This is a genomic window from Mesobacillus campisalis, from assembly GCF_000986785.1.
GTDB classification, from domain to species: domain Bacteria; phylum Bacillota; class Bacilli; order Bacillales; family Cytobacillaceae; genus Mesobacillus_B; species Mesobacillus_B campisalis.
In genome coordinates, this window is the sequence record NZ_LAYY01000008.1 from 56,847 (window position 1) to 70,635 (window position 13,789).

Sequence of the window (13,789 nt, forward strand, 5' to 3'; positions counted from 1 at the left end):
ATCCATTACAATCACAATACAGGCGGAAGAAATGATAAAAAGGCTGCCATCCGGCAGCCTTCATCAGGCAATAAACAACATGTAAATAAGGCCTATTGCCATGAACACGAGGCAAAGGGCCAGCAATACTTTTGCTAAAGTTTCCAAGTCTCTCTCCCCTTACTATATACCTGCACCAATGACATAGCTCAGCCCGACCGAGATGATCATTGAAATCAGCCCAACTGCCCGATTGTCATTCTGGATTTCCTGGTCAATATTAAATTTGGGTGTCATGAACTCGAAGATAAAATACCCTGCCAAAAGAAGAAGAAAGCCGTAGACTCCCCAGCTGACCATATTCAGGAGGGAATCATGCTGCAGGATGGAGTGGCGGAAGATATTGGCCACGCCAAAAATCTTCCCGCCAGTGGCCATGGCGACAGACAGGTTTCCCTTTTTAATTTCCTCCCAGTTGCGGTACTTGGTCACAAGTTCAAAGATGGCCAGAAACACAATCGTGCAGAGAATCGCCACGCTGTAATAGCCTGCTGTCGCAACAAATTCATTTTTCCAGAACTGATCCATACCCTTCCCGCCAATCATTTAAATTCAACGATGGTTACACCGGTTCCGCCTTCGCCTGCTTCGCCAAAGCGGATTTTTTTAACAGAACGGTGGTTCTTCAGATACTCCTGTACCCCCCGCATCAAGGCCCCGGTCCCTTTCCCATGGATGATTGAAACCCGCGGATAGCCGGCAAGCAGGGCATCATCAATATACTTCTCAGTGCGCATCAGCGCATCCTCGTACCGTTCCCCTCGCAGGTCGAGTTCAAGCCCGACATGGCTGTCCCTGCCTTTCACCACTGCAACAGACTTTTTCTCCTTCTGTTTAGGTGTATCGATATATTCCAGGTCCCGCTCATTGACTTTCATTTTCAAAATGCCAATCTGCACCTGCCACTCATGATCCGAGGTGCGGTCCACCAAATGGCCTTTTTGTCCAAATGTCGTGACCATCACTTCATCTCCCGGCTGGAATTCATGCCGGGATGGCTTGGCTTTCCCGGCCTTTTTGACGGGCGCTTTTTCCGGTGCCGCTTCGGCCAGGCGCTTACGGGCATCAATCAGCTCGTGTTCCTTGACTTCCGCACTCTTTTCAAGCCTTAGCCTGCGCAGGTCACGGATCACTTCTTCGGCATCATCTCTTGCCTTTTCGACAATCCTGGCTGCTTTATCCTTTGCCTTTTCGTACAGTTCTTCTTTCCGTTCATAATAGGAAGCCATTTGCTTCTGCAAATCCTTATGCAGCATTTCTGCGGATTTCAGGAGTTCATGCGCTTCCTCTGCTTCCCTTTCAGCCTGGCGCCTGCTCTCCTCAAGGGAGGCAATCATGTTTTCCACCTGGTTGCTGTCGGCGCTGATATATGTTTTGGCTGTATCGATCACCGATTCCCTCAGGCCGAGCCGCTTCGAAATTTCGAATGCATTGCTTCGCCCCGGGACCCCGATCAGCAGCTTGTAGGTCGGGCTCAGCGTCTCCACATCAAATTCCACGCTGGCATTGATGACGCCCTCCCTGTTATACCCATAGGCTTTCAGCTCAGGATAATGTGTCGTAGCGATCACCCTGGCACCGCGTTTATATACTTCATCAAGGATGGAAATGGCGAGTGCCGCCCCTTCCTGCGGATCCGTTCCTGCTCCAAGCTCATCAAATAGGACGAGGCTGTTAAAGTCTACCCTTTCCAGAATGTCCACAATGTTGACCATATGGGATGAAAAGGTACTCAAACTTTGCTCAATGGACTGTTCGTCCCCAATATCGGCGTAAACCGCATCAAAGACGGCAACCTCGGAGCCGTCGAGCGCAGGGATCGGAAGGCCTGACTGGGCCATCAGTGTGCATAGCCCTACTGTCTTAAGGGTTACGGTTTTTCCTCCTGTATTAGGTCCGGTAATCACGATGGTTGTGTAGTCTTCCCCGAGGGTAATACTGTTGGCTACCACTTCATCCGCAGGGATCAGCGGATGGCGCGCCTTGAAGAGCCTGATGATTCCTTTATTGTTGACGGCTGGCTTGGAGCCTTTGATCTTGCTGCCATAGCGTGCTTTGGCAAACATGAAATCCAGGTCGGCAAGAATGGCGACTACCGCCAGGAGTTCTTCCCTGTTATCTCCCACCATCGCCGAAAGCTCGATCAGGATTCTTTCGATCTCCTGCTGTTCCCTCACCCGGATTCCCTGCAATTCATTATTCAGCTGCACAACAGACTGCGGCTCAATGAACAGCGTTTGTCCAGAAGAACTCTGGTCATGGATAATTCCGCCATAATGGCCGCGGTATTCCTGCTTGACGGGAATGACAAAGCGGTCATTCCGGATGGTAATAATGGCGTCGGACAGCATTTTCTGCGCATTGGAGGAGCGGATCATGCTTTCCAGCTTTTCGCGCACCCTGGCTTCCCTTGAACGAAGCTGCTGCCTGAGAGACCTTAGTGTGTCGCTCGCACTGTCCAGTACTTCACCGCCCGGGTCGATCGCATGCCTGATTTTTTCTTCCACCTCTGCGAGGACGATAATGCCCTCGGCATATGTTTCAAGGATGGGAATTTCGGTTTCCTCTGCTACATCTGTGATAAACCGTTTCATCTGGCGGCTTGCATGGACGGTGCTTGCTGTCTGAACAAGCTCCAGCGGACTGAGCATTCCGCCAATGGACGCCCTTTTGGCATGGCCCCTGATATCATGTATCCCTGCGAGCGGGACATTCCCTTTTAAGCGCAGCACCTTGACAGCTTCATCCGTTTCTTCCTGCAAGGTGACGACTTCATCATAATTTGTAGAGGGAAGCAGTTTTTCTGCTTTCTCACGGCCAAGCGGCGATGAGACATGCTCAAGCAGTTGTTCCCTGATCTTATTGAATTCAAGTGTTTTCAGCACTCTTTGCTGCAATCGTATTGCCTCCTTTTGCCGGTCTGCCCAGCTCTCTTTAACGCATCACCGCACCGGGGGTCAGGCACCGTTTGGCGCGTTGCGGCGATGAAGGAATTCCAGCAGGTCATCCAGCTCCATGGCATTGAGGATGCTGCTTTGTTTAATCCATCCTTTTCTGGCTGTCGAAACCCCTATCTCCATAAAATCTAGTGTCTCCATATTATGCGCGTCCGTATTTATCACAAGTGTGACCCCTGCTTCCTGTGCCTTCCGAAGATGCTGTGCTGCCAGGTCAAGCCGGTGAGGATTGGCGTTGAGCTCCAAAGCAGTATTTGTTTCCCTGGCCAGCTGTATCAGCATTTCGATATCCACATCGTATCCATCACGCCGCCCGATCAGGCGGCCGGTAGGATGGGCAATAATATCAACATGGGGATTGGCTAGTGCAGTTTTCAGCCTCTCCATGATTTTCTCCCTTGGCTGTGAAAAGGAAGAATGGATGGAGGCGATGACAATATCCAATTCTGACAACAATTCATCGTCAAAATCCAGGCTTCCGTCCGGAAGGATATCCATCTCGATTCCTGTCAAAATCGTAAAATCGTCATATTTTGCGTTGACCTTCCTGATTTCTTCGATTTGTTTGCGCACTCGATCAGGCGTCAATCCGTTGGCAACCCTCAAATACTGTGAATGGTCGGTGATGGCCATATAACGGTATCCGCGGGAACGGCAGGCCTCGGCCATTTCCTCAATGGAATGGGCGCCATCGCTCCACGCGGTGTGCATATGCAGGTCTCCCTTAATAGTTTTCAGGTCAATCAGGGACGTCCCCGAATAATGGTCCACTTCGCTGCCATCTTCCCGCAGCTCAGGCGGTATAAAAGGAAGATTGAAATGCTGATAAAAAGACTCTTCAGATTCAAATGTCAGGATTTCCCCTGTTTCTGTATTTTCCACGCCATACTCGCTGATTTTTTCGCCTTTCTCCTTTGCCAGCTGGCGCATCCGGACGTTATGGCCCTTCGAGCCGGTAAAGTGGTGAAGCGCTGTTGTAAACTCTTCCGGTCGGACAAGGCGAAAATCAACATTCACATCGTAATCAAAAGCAAAGGTAATCGAAACCTTTGTATCGCCGGCGGCAATGATTTCCTTGATTCCCGGCAAACTCTCAAGCTGTTTTTTCACACCGGAGGCGTCGTGTACGGCGATGATGAAATCCAGGTCCTTCACCGTTTCCCGCATCCGGCGCAGACTTCCTGCCCGGGAAAACCTATCGATCCCATCCATTTTTTCAAGATGGGACTCTACCATTTCTGCTACTGGAAGCATAAAAGCCAGCGGCAGGCGCTCCGGACGTGTCCCCGCATTCGCAAGGGCCTCCAGGATTTTCTCTTCGGATTTTTTCCCGAACCCTGCTAGTTCGCGTATTTTCCCTTGCTTGCATGCCTCTTCAAGACCTTGTGCGTCTTCTATGCCCAACTCTTTATGAAGCTTGGAAATCTTCTTGCCTCCAAGTCCAGGAAGCTTAAGCAAGGCCACCAGCCCCGCAGGCACTTCCTGCTGCAATTCTTCGAGGACTTCAGACCTTCCTTCGGCCATATATTCCTCTATCACTGCAGCCGTTCCCTTTCCAATGCCGGAGAGGGCAGTGAGGTCGCCAATTTCCGATAAGCTGCGGTCATCTCCTTCCAGAGCTGCCGCCGCCTTTCTGAAGGCAGATACTTTAAAAGGATTTTCCCCTTTCAATTCCATATATATAGCGATTGTTTCCAACAATCGCACCACGTCTTTCTTATTCGCTTGCACGTTACACACCGCCCTTTGTTACAGTTCTAATTTGGATAGCCCGCTGCTCCTGTCGAGCTGTCTTTCGGGCTACAACTTTTTCATTGTCTCCGGAAAAGACCGTAGTTTCATTTTATAGAAAATCTCAGCTGAAAGGAAATAAGAAGGTGCCCAAGGCCATAGGGCGGCACCCTTTTCCTGGATAAAAGAAAAACTTCCCTGAGAACAAGGAAGTTATTTCGATTCGAACCACCACTGGTCAACCATTTCCGATAGAATCGGTGTGTGGCTGACAATGACTGAAGCAAGGAACGAATCGTTGAGATGTTCCTGGATAAATGGGATTGGCAGAAGTGCGGCAATATATAATAGAATAAATACTATCAGGTACACTTCCACAAAACCAAGAATCCCTCCAGCCCAAATATTCAGGCTCTTCAGTACCGGCAGACTGGCAACAAAGTCAAACATGGAGCCGATAATCTGGAGGACAATTCTGACCGCAAAAAAAATCGCAACAAATGCGATGGCTCGGTAATAGGCATCCTCTATGTTTGGGTTGTCAAAAAAGAGCTTAAGGTTTCCGCTTCCAAAGCTTGGGTAAGGAATCCAAAGCACCAGTTTCGGGGCAAGCTGGCTGTAAAAAGTATAAGCAATGATAAAGGCAACAATAAAGCCAGTCATATGGATGGTTTGGAGAATGAAGCCCCTTTTCAGTCCGACCAGGAAACCAATCAGCAGCAAAAGTAAAACAATCAGATCAAGCATAATGGGTCAGTCCTTTAATCTTTGAATTTCCGCTTCCAGCTTCTCTGCGCGATCTTTTATCTTAAGATAATCATTCACAGCGTTAACTGCTGTCAGTACGGCTAATTTATTGATATCAAGTGCAGGATTCTTCGAGCTGATTTCCCGCATTTTGTCGTCAACCAGAGAGGCAATCAGCCGGATATGGCTCGTGCTTTCCGTTCCGACTATTGTATACTGCTGTCCATAGATGTCTACAGTTGTGCGCGTTTTTTTCGTATCCGACAACATTCATGCCTCCATTCCTAAGAATCCTATTCTATACTATAACATGAAGAAAAAATGCAGGAAAGTCAGAGATTGTCATTTCAAGTCAAGTTTTTAGCTTGGAGACAAGACGGGGACAACTGCCAAAAAGGAGTGCCATTTTAATTGGGAAATACGGTGATTACCACAAGCACGGATGAAATCCGGAAAATGAAGGATTACTACAGCAAATACATAAGCCCCAAAGTCCCGCCAGGAGGGATTTTTGCCGCCAAAACACCTTCCTGTTCAATCACAGCCTATAAATCCGGGAAAGTGCTCTTCCAGGGGAAAGACGGGGAACTGGAAGCGGCCAGGTGGGGGCAGCCTGCCGCCAAGACGGCGAAATCTGCCCAACAGACAGCTTCCCACCTGCCCGCAAATATCAGTTCCATGTCCATCATTGGATCCGATGAAGTCGGGACTGGTGATTATTTTGGACCAATCACCGTTGTAGCCGCCTATGTAAAAAAAGAGGACCTGCCTCTTTTAAAAGAGCTTGGAGTTCAGGACTCCAAAAATCTTAAAGATGACAAAATCATCGAGATCGCCAAACAGCTTGTAAAGGTGGTGCCCTACAGCCTGCTTACCTTGCACAACCGCAAATACAACGACATGCAAGGGTCCGGAATGTCGCAGGGCAAGCTGAAGGCTCTGCTCCACAACCAGGCGATTGGCCATGTCCTGAATAAAATCGCCCCCGAAAAGCCGGAAGCCATCCTGATTGACCAATTCGCGAAGGAAGAAATCTACTACTCACATCTAAAAGGCCAGCGCAATATCATGAGGGAAAACGTCTACTTCAGCACAAAAGCGGAGGGCATCCACCTAGCTGTTGCCGCCGCTTCCATGATTGCCCGCTACGCATTTGTCCAGCATTTTGAAAAACTGGGCGAAAAGGCCGGCTTTGTGCTCCCAAAAGGGGCTGGTGCCCAGGTTGATGTCGCTGCAGCCAGACTGATTAAAAGCAAAGGAGCACACTGCCTGCCCGACTTTGTCAAACTTCATTTTGCCAATACGGGAAAAGCGATGAAGATTGCCGGGAAATAAAACCCCAAATAAAAAACCGAGCCGCTTTTGGCTCGGTTTTTAAATTTATCCTCTCAACACTGCTCCTGCCTGTTCCTTTACGGCTTGGAGCACTTTTTCATGTGCCTTTGAAATGTCTTCATCTGTAAGCGTCTTTTCCGGATCAAAGTACTTAAGGGAGAAGGCAATTGACTTCTTGCCTGCTTCCATGCGCTCGCCTTCATACAGGTCGAATACATGGACTTCCTTCAGCAACTTGCTTCCTGCTTCAACTATAATTTCCTGAAGCTCACCGGCTGTCTTTTCTTTATCCACGACCAGGGCAATATCCCTTGTGATGGATGGGAATCTTGGAATGGAAGTATATTGCAGCGGAGCGGTCTCTGCTTCCAATAAAGCCTTCAGGCTAAGCTCGAACACGTACGTTTCCTTCAAGTCGAGGTCTTTCTCGACCTTAGGATGAACCTGGCCGACAAAGCCGATCACCGCTCCATCCAGGGATACCTGTGCCGTCCGTCCTGGGTGCATGCCTGCAATTTCTGCCCCCTTGAAGCTGATTCTGCTTTCAAGACCGAGTTTTGCAAACAAACCTTCCAAAAGGCCTTTTACAACAAAGAAATCAACAGGCTTCTTCTCTCCCTGCCAAGGATGGCTTTCCCAAAGTCCGGTAACAGCTCCTGCAAGATGCTCACGTTCCTCCGGCAGGTCTCCTTCCTCGGCTTTGAGGAAAACAGCTCCTGTTTCGTATAGTGCCAGGCTGTCATTTTGGCGCGCCAGGTTATATTTTAGCGCTTCAAGCAGCTGCGGGACGATGCTCAAACGGAGAAGGCTTCGGTCTTCGCTCATTGGCATCGCCAACTGTACAGGCTCCCGTTTTTCGAGTGCATATTGAGTCGCCTTTTCCCTGCTTGTCAATGAATAGGTAATCGCCTGGTAAAGCCCTGCTCCCTCAAGATAGCGGCGGACCACCCGGCGCTTTTGCTGATAAGGGGAAAGCTGGCCCGGGGTGGAAGCGCCTATCGGCAGCGTCTTCGGCACATTGTCATAGCCATACAGGCGTGCCACTTCCTCAATCAGATCTTCTTCAATACTAATATCGCCGCGCCTGGTCGGAACGGTTACCGTAATCGTATCATTGTCTACAGAAGTCTCAAACTGAAGCTTTGCAAAGATCTCTTCGACTTGCTTCATGTCAAGCTCGGCTCCAATGACGGAGTTGATTTTATCAAGAGTCACAGAAACAACAGCAGGCCCGACAGTCAGGCTGTCTGCTTCAACAGAGCTCTCCAGCACTTCTCCCCCAGCATATTTGGCCATCAATTCAGCCGCTCTTTCAGCTGCCGGGCGTACCCTTTCCGGATCTACGCCTTTTTCGTAGCGGGAGCTGGCCTCACTGCGCAGGCCATGGTCCTTGGATGATTTCCGGATGACCGGGCCAGTAAAATAGGCTGATTCAAGCAATACAGTCGTCGTATCTGCACTTACCTCGGAATTGGCTCCGCCCATTACACCAGCAAGGGCAACAGGCTCGCTGCCATTGGTGATCACGAGGTGCTCGGCCGTCAGAGTGCGCTTCGTTTCATCAAGAGTAACGATTTCTTCCCCTTGCTTCGCACGGCGGACCAGAATCTCTTTTGATCCTAAACGGTCATAGTCAAAAGCATGAAGCGGCTGTCCGTATTCAAGCAGGATATAGTTGGTGATATCAACCACATTATTGTGCGGACGGATTCCTGCGGCCATCAGCCTAGCCTGCATCCATAGCGGAGATGGGCCGATTTTGACGTTTTTAATCACTTTCGCTACGTATAAAGGATTATCTTCCTTTGCATCCACAGACACCTTGATATAATCGCTTGCGCTTTCGGATGTTGTTTCCGCTTTTGGCTGCGGAAGTTTAACGTCTTTTCCTAAAATCGCTGCCACTTCATAGGCGACACCCAGCATGCTCATGCAGTCGGCACGGTTTGGCGTCAGGCCAAGCTCAAGAATCTGGTCGGCTCTGCCAAGCGCATTCAAGGCATCCTGGCCGATTTCCGTATCTTCAGGGAACACAAAGATCCCTTCGGAGTACTCCTTGGCAACAAGCTTTGCTTCAAAGCCAAGCTCCTGAAGCGAGCAAATCATCCCATTGGACTCTTCGCCGCGAAGCTTTGCTTTCTTGATTTTAAAATTGCCCGGCAGAACAGCACCGACAGTCGCAACAGCAACCTTTTGTCCTTTGCCAACATTAGGGGCGCCGCAAATAATCTGGACATGATTTCCGTCCCCGAGGTCGACAAGGGTTTTATTGAGCTTTTCAGCATTTGGATGCTTCTCGCACTCCAGCACATGGCCCACGACAACGCCGCGCATCCCATCATTCAGCGTTTCAACGCCTTCGACCTCGATTCCGCTCTTGGTAATCTTTTCAGCCAGCTCCTGGGCACTTACACCTGTTAAATCCACATATTCCTGAAGCCAATTATATGATACAAGCATGGTTATTCCTCCTAATCCCTATTCAGTCACCGAGAATTGCTTAACGAAACGAATGTCGTTTGTGTAGAAGTGGCGGATATCATCAACGCCGTACTTTAGCATCGCGATCCGCTCAGGTCCCATCCCGAAGGCAAATCCTGTGTATTTCTTTGAATCGTAACCGGCCATTTCCAATACATTCGGGTGAACCATGCCGGCTCCCAGAATCTCGATCCAGCCAGTTCCCTTACAAGTACTGCAGCCTTTGCCGCCGCACATTTTACAGGAGATATCCATTTCAACGGAAGGCTCAGTGAACGGGAAGAAGCTTGGGCGCAGACGAATTTCGCGATCTGCTCCGAACATTTTTTTCGCGAACACATCAAGAGTTCCTTTCAAGTCGCTTAAACGGATGTTCTCATCAATCACTAGCCCCTCAATTTGGGTGAACTGGTGCGAATGGGTCGCATCATCATTGTCGCGGCGGTACACTTTTCCGGGACAGATGATCTTAACCGGCCCTTTGCCCTGCCGCTCTTCCATTGTTCTTGCCTGTACCGGCGAAGTATGGGTACGGAGGAGTATTTCTTCCGTGATGTAGAAGGAATCCTGCATATCCCGCGCCGGATGCCCTTTTGGCAGGTTCAATGCTTCAAAGTTATAGTAGTCTTTCTCTACTTCCGGACCTTCGGCAACACTGTACCCCATGCCGAGGAACAGATCCTCGATTTCTTCAATAATTCTTGTGAGCGGATGATGGTTTCCTGCTTTTGCCGGACGCCCAGGCAAGGTTACATCGATTTTCTCGGCAGCAAGCTTTACCTGGACGGCTGCTTCTTCGAGTTCAATCTGCTTTTCTTCGATTCCGCCGGAAATCATGTCGCGGACTTCATTGGCAAGTGCCCCCATCTTCGGCCGCTCTTCGGCAGAAAGCTTTCCCATGCCTTTAAGCACTTCGGTAATCGGGCCTTTTTTTCCGAGATAAGCAACACGGATATCATTCAGTTCTTTTAAATCAGCAGCCTGCGCAACTTTTTCAAGCGCTTCTGCCTGCAGCTCTTTCAAACGTTCCTGCATGTGTAGATCCTCCTTCGTTTTTAGGCAAAATAAAAAGACTCCATCCCAGGTAAAGGGACGAAGTCTGGTTTCGCGGTACCACCCTTTTTAACAGGCAATACAAATATGTATGGTCTGTTCACTTCATTACGATAACGGCATAGGCCGGTGCATCTTTACATTCCCAGGAATGGTCCCGATGCCAGCTCTGGAGGTGAATTCACTTGCCTGTTCCATAAAAATGCTTCCAGTCTGCGGCATTTTCTCCCTTGATGGTCATCTGCAAGCTACTCTTCTCCGTCAACGCTTTTTTTATTTACGATGTTGTTTATTATAATATATTCTTTTTATCGTATCAAATCAATTTCGCAAAATTAACCCTTTTTGGGCGTTTTTAAGTAATAAAGCAGAATCCCTGCGGCTACGGCCACATTAAGCGATTCGCTTTTCCCATGGATGGGTATATAAAGATTCTTCGCTGTTTTAGCCAGCAATTCCGGATTTACCCCGCTGCCTTCATTGCCGACAAGAAGCGCAAAAGGCCCTCCTGCAGGTGACTCTGAGTAAGGGCTTGCCCCTTCCAGAGCTGTCCCGTAAACAGGGATGTTATGTGTGTCCAGCTTATCGATCCATTCCTCAAGGCTGCCTCTAATGACAGGCAGATGAAAATGGCTTCCCTGGGCTGCACGGAGCACCTTTGGATTATAAATATCGACACTGCCGCTTCCGACGATGACAGAGTCAATTCCTGCAGCATCGGCCGTCCGGATCATCGTTCCCAGATTGCCAGGATCCTGGACAGAATCGATCAGAAGATACGTTTCTCCCTGTTGGCCGGCATCCTGGGGCTGGCGGCAGACCGCGAAGATTCCCTGGGTGGTTTCCGTATCTGCCAGAGCGGATGCAATTTCTTCCGTCACCGAAATAACCGGCACGGAACCGTAGTCGAGGCCTGGCGGCATTTCGGCATTCTCGGAGATGATGATGGTTTCAATATCTGCATCATGCTTAAGTGCTTCCTCGACAAGATGAAAACCTTCTATTAAAAACAGCTTGGATTTATCCCTTTCTTTCCGTGCCAGGAGCTTTTTCCATTGCTTCACCTGGGGATTCGCTGCTGATTGGATGTGCTTCAAAGCGGCGACACTCCTTCTTCTATTGAATTTTCTTATTATAACTCATATTTTTTACATAATAAAATCAAATCGGTTCATCCTATATGTAGATTAAGAATTGAAAGGAGTTTCCATACATGAACTTGAATCTGCGCCATGCGATTATCCAAAACGTTTCCGGAAATTCACAGGATGAACTTAAAGATACAATTGTCGACGCCATTCAAAACGGAGAAGAAAAAATGCTGCCAGGACTCGGTGTTCTTTTCGAAGTGATCTGGCAGAGCGCCTCTCCGCAGGATCAGCAGGAAATGCTGGAAATGCTTGAAAATGGGCTTAAAAATAAGTAATCGCTGGCTCCCCCGATAGCATCGGGGGAGTATTTTTATAGGGCCGGGTGTCATTAAACTCTATTAACGCAAATTCCAGCAGGCTCCCTGTCCCGTTTTGTGTTAAGAGGCCGGATTGGCGTAAATTGTTGCGGGCTGCCACCCTTATTTTGCGTTAAGAGACAGTATTGGCGCAATTTTACCCGGGCTCCCTCCCTGATTTTGCGTTAAGGAGCGGTATTGGCGCATTTTTCTCCGGGCTCCCTCCCTGTTTTTGCGTTAAGAAGCGGTATTGACGAAATTTCCTGAAGCTGACTCCCTAATTTTACGTCAATAACCTTCCTGACAGTGAAAAGGACCAAACCACACTGGGTTTGATCCTAAGGGTAACCTAGTCAAACGTAATTTTCTCAACCGTTTCCTGGTCAAGGCGCTTGATTACTTCGGCAATCAGCTTTACGGCATTTTCATAATCATCGCGATGCAGCATGGCTGCATGGGAATGGATATAGCGGGTAGCGATGGTAATCGAAAGGGACGGAACGCCTCTGTGGGTCGTATGGATCGCCCCCGAGTCCGTCCCCCCGCCTGGCAGTGCATCGAACTGATAAGGGATGTTCAGCTCATCGGCTACATTTGTGACAAATTCACGAAGACCTTTATGGGAAACCATGCTGGCATCATACAGAATAATCTGCGGGCCGGCTCCCATCTTGCTTGTCGATTCTTTCTCGGAAATGCCAGGCGTGTCCCCGGCAATGCCCACATCCACTCCAAAGGCGATATCCGGCTGAATGGCCTGAGCAGATGTGCGGGCACCGCGAAGGCCCACTTCTTCCTGGATCGTCCCAACTCCATACACAGTATTTGGATGGTTTTCTTCCTTCAGCTTCTTCAACACATCGATGGCGATAGCACAGCCGATCCGGTTATCCCATGCCTTGGCCAGAAGCATCTTTTCATTGTTCATGACAGTGAACTCAAAATAAGGAACCACCATATCGCCAGGCTTTACTCCCCATTCTTCCGCTTCTTCCCGGCTTGAAGCACCGATATCGATGAACATGTCTTTTATGTCTACCGGTTTTTTGCGGGCCTCCGGAGGGAGAATATGCGGCGGCTTGCTGCCAATCACACCTGTCACATCTCCTTTGGCGGTCACAATCGTCACTCTTTGTGCGAGCATGACCTGTGACCACCAGCCTCCAACCGTCTGAAAACGGAGGAAGCCTTTATCATCAATCCTCGTGACCATGAAGCCTACTTCATCCAGATGGCCTGCTATCATCACTTTCGGCCCTTGATTGCCCTTTTTGGCAATCAGGCTGCCCAATCCGTCGACTGACAGCTCATCGGCATATGGAGATATGTATTTGCTCATCACATCGCGCACTTCCCGCTCATTGCCGGGAATGCCCTTGGCGTCCGTCAAATCTTTCAGCATCTTCAACGTCTCATCCATCTTTGCCATTCATTCGACCCCCTCAATATGTAACTACGGATTTCATTATACAGAATCACACTATCAAGTACAAAACTATACTAATAGCCGCTTCTCTGCCTTTCATAATTTACTTCATTTTTCTCAATATATGCTTTCACAACATCGTCTTCCGAGAAGCCAAGCATTTGAGCGACACCCATATATTCGCGGAAGAGCCGGGAATACGCCTGCTGGTCCCGATTTTTCCGAAATTCATCAATCGCACTATAAACCACGAGGAACTGGTCGGAAAGCTTGCAGGAAGGCAGGGAAACATCTGCAAAGCCACTCTCTCTGAATCCTGTTTCAATTCCCAGGGATAAAATAAAATGAATGCCATCGACAAACTCTTCTAATATTACTTTATGTCCAGAAGCGGGCTTTAAGCTCCAAAACTTGAAACATCTCGTTTCGTTCGCCAGTTCCCCAAGCTCGACCAGCAAAGCGAGCACTTTGCGGTCTATCAGGTTTTCGCTTTGCAGGCCATGCTGTTCTTCAATATGACGGTCGAGAGCTTCCTGCATTTCATAGAGTTTTTCAATATTCATTGGTGACACC

Annotated in this window: 12 protein-coding genes and 1 other annotated feature; of the genes, 2 read left to right on the forward strand and 10 right to left on the reverse strand. The window is 49.0% G+C overall.

Translation table 11 applies throughout. The annotated features are described in order from the left end of the window. Nucleotides 1–162 precede the first annotated feature (162 nt). From WQ57_RS08905 to zapA, 5 genes are all read right to left on the reverse strand, one after another. Complete coding sequence (locus WQ57_RS08905; protein WP_046523545.1) at nt 163–567, reverse strand: DUF350 domain-containing protein; 405 nt, start codon at nt 565–567, stop codon at nt 163–165. Nucleotides 568–581: 14 nt separating this feature from the next. Continuing rightward, nucleotides 582–2,936, reverse strand: a complete 2,355-nt coding sequence (locus WQ57_RS08910) for an endonuclease MutS2 (RefSeq protein ID WP_046523407.1) — start codon at nt 2,934–2,936, stop codon at nt 582–584. Between the two features lie 60 nt (nt 2,937–2,996). Continuing rightward, a complete protein-coding gene (polX, locus tag WQ57_RS08915; protein WP_084820223.1) occupies nt 2,997–4,727 on the reverse strand; it encodes a DNA polymerase/3'-5' exonuclease PolX in 1,731 nt (576 codons plus the stop codon). Nucleotides 4,728–4,940: 213 nt separating this feature from the next. Beyond that, nucleotides 4,941–5,474, reverse strand: a complete 534-nt coding sequence (locus tag WQ57_RS08920) for a CvpA family protein (RefSeq protein ID WP_046523408.1) — start codon at nt 5,472–5,474, stop codon at nt 4,941–4,943. A 6-nt stretch (nt 5,475–5,480) separates the two neighbouring features. Next, nucleotides 5,481–5,741 (reverse strand): cell division protein ZapA, encoded by a 261-nt coding sequence (gene zapA / locus WQ57_RS08925; protein ID WP_046523547.1) that lies wholly within the window; start codon nt 5,739–5,741, stop codon nt 5,481–5,483. Between the two features lie 144 nt (nt 5,742–5,885). Between zapA and rnhC the strand changes: the two genes are divergently transcribed. Further along, nucleotides 5,886–6,809 (forward strand): ribonuclease HIII, encoded by a 924-nt coding sequence (gene rnhC / locus WQ57_RS08930; RefSeq protein WP_046523409.1) that lies wholly within the window; start codon nt 5,886–5,888, stop codon nt 6,807–6,809. Between the two features lie 45 nt (nt 6,810–6,854). Here rnhC and pheT read toward each other — a convergent pair whose 3' ends face one another. From pheT to WQ57_RS08945, 3 genes are all read right to left on the reverse strand, one after another. Beyond that, a complete protein-coding gene (gene pheT / locus WQ57_RS08935; RefSeq protein ID WP_046523410.1) occupies nt 6,855–9,269 on the reverse strand; it encodes a phenylalanine--tRNA ligase subunit beta in 2,415 nt (804 codons plus the stop codon). A gap of 18 nt (nt 9,270–9,287) precedes the next feature. Further along, nucleotides 9,288–10,325, reverse strand: coding sequence for a phenylalanine--tRNA ligase subunit alpha (gene pheS, locus WQ57_RS08940; protein ID WP_046523411.1), 1,038 nt, complete (start codon nt 10,323–10,325; stop codon nt 9,288–9,290). Nucleotides 10,326–10,375: 50 nt separating this feature from the next. After that, nucleotides 10,376–10,617: a binding site (T-box leader), on the reverse strand. Between the two features lie 61 nt (nt 10,618–10,678). Further along, complete coding sequence (locus WQ57_RS08945) at nt 10,679–11,440, reverse strand: TrmH family RNA methyltransferase (protein WP_046523412.1); 762 nt, start codon at nt 11,438–11,440, stop codon at nt 10,679–10,681. 116 nt (nt 11,441–11,556) lie between these two features. Between WQ57_RS08945 and sspI the strand changes: the two genes are divergently transcribed. Further along, nucleotides 11,557–11,769: a small acid-soluble spore protein SspI gene (sspI, locus tag WQ57_RS08950; protein ID WP_046523413.1), complete on the forward strand. Its 213-nt coding sequence runs from the start codon at nt 11,557–11,559 to the stop codon at nt 11,767–11,769. 370 nt (nt 11,770–12,139) lie between these two features. Here the strand turns inward: sspI and WQ57_RS08955 are convergent, their stop codons facing one another. Together WQ57_RS08955 and WQ57_RS08960 are read right to left on the reverse strand one after the other, a co-directional pair. Beyond that, nucleotides 12,140–13,219 carry a M42 family metallopeptidase gene (locus WQ57_RS08955; RefSeq protein ID WP_046523414.1) on the reverse strand — a complete coding sequence of 360 codons (1,080 nt, stop codon included), beginning with the start codon at nt 13,217–13,219 and terminating at the stop codon, nt 12,140–12,142. A 71-nt stretch (nt 13,220–13,290) separates the two neighbouring features. Beyond that, entirely contained in the window at nt 13,291–13,779 is a 489-nt protein-coding gene (locus WQ57_RS08960; RefSeq protein WP_046523415.1) for a dUTP diphosphatase, read from the reverse strand. Nucleotides 13,780–13,789: the final 10 nt, after the last annotated feature.

Excerpts from the sequence above, each read along its gene's own strand:
- WQ57_RS08905 (WP_046523545.1), bottom strand. The coding sequence starts at position 567 with ATGGATCAGTTCTGGAAAAATGAATTTGTTGCGACAGCAGGCTATTAC.
- WQ57_RS08920 (WP_046523408.1), bottom strand. The coding sequence starts at position 5,474 with ATGCTTGATCTGATTGTTTTACTTTTGCTGCTGATTGGTTTCCTGGTC.
- pheT (WP_046523410.1), bottom strand. The coding sequence starts at position 9,269 with ATGCTTGTATCATATAATTGGCTTCAGGAATATGTGGATTTAACAGGT.
- pheS (WP_046523411.1), bottom strand. The coding sequence starts at position 10,325 with ATGCAGGAACGTTTGAAAGAGCTGCAGGCAGAAGCGCTTGAAAAAGTT.
- sspI (WP_046523413.1), top strand. The coding sequence starts at position 11,557 with ATGAACTTGAATCTGCGCCATGCGATTATCCAAAACGTTTCCGGAAAT.
- WQ57_RS08955 (WP_046523414.1), bottom strand. The coding sequence starts at position 13,219 with ATGGCAAAGATGGATGAGACGTTGAAGATGCTGAAAGATTTGACGGAC.
- WQ57_RS08960 (WP_046523415.1), bottom strand. The coding sequence starts at position 13,779 with ATGAATATTGAAAAACTCTATGAAATGCAGGAAGCTCTCGACCGTCAT.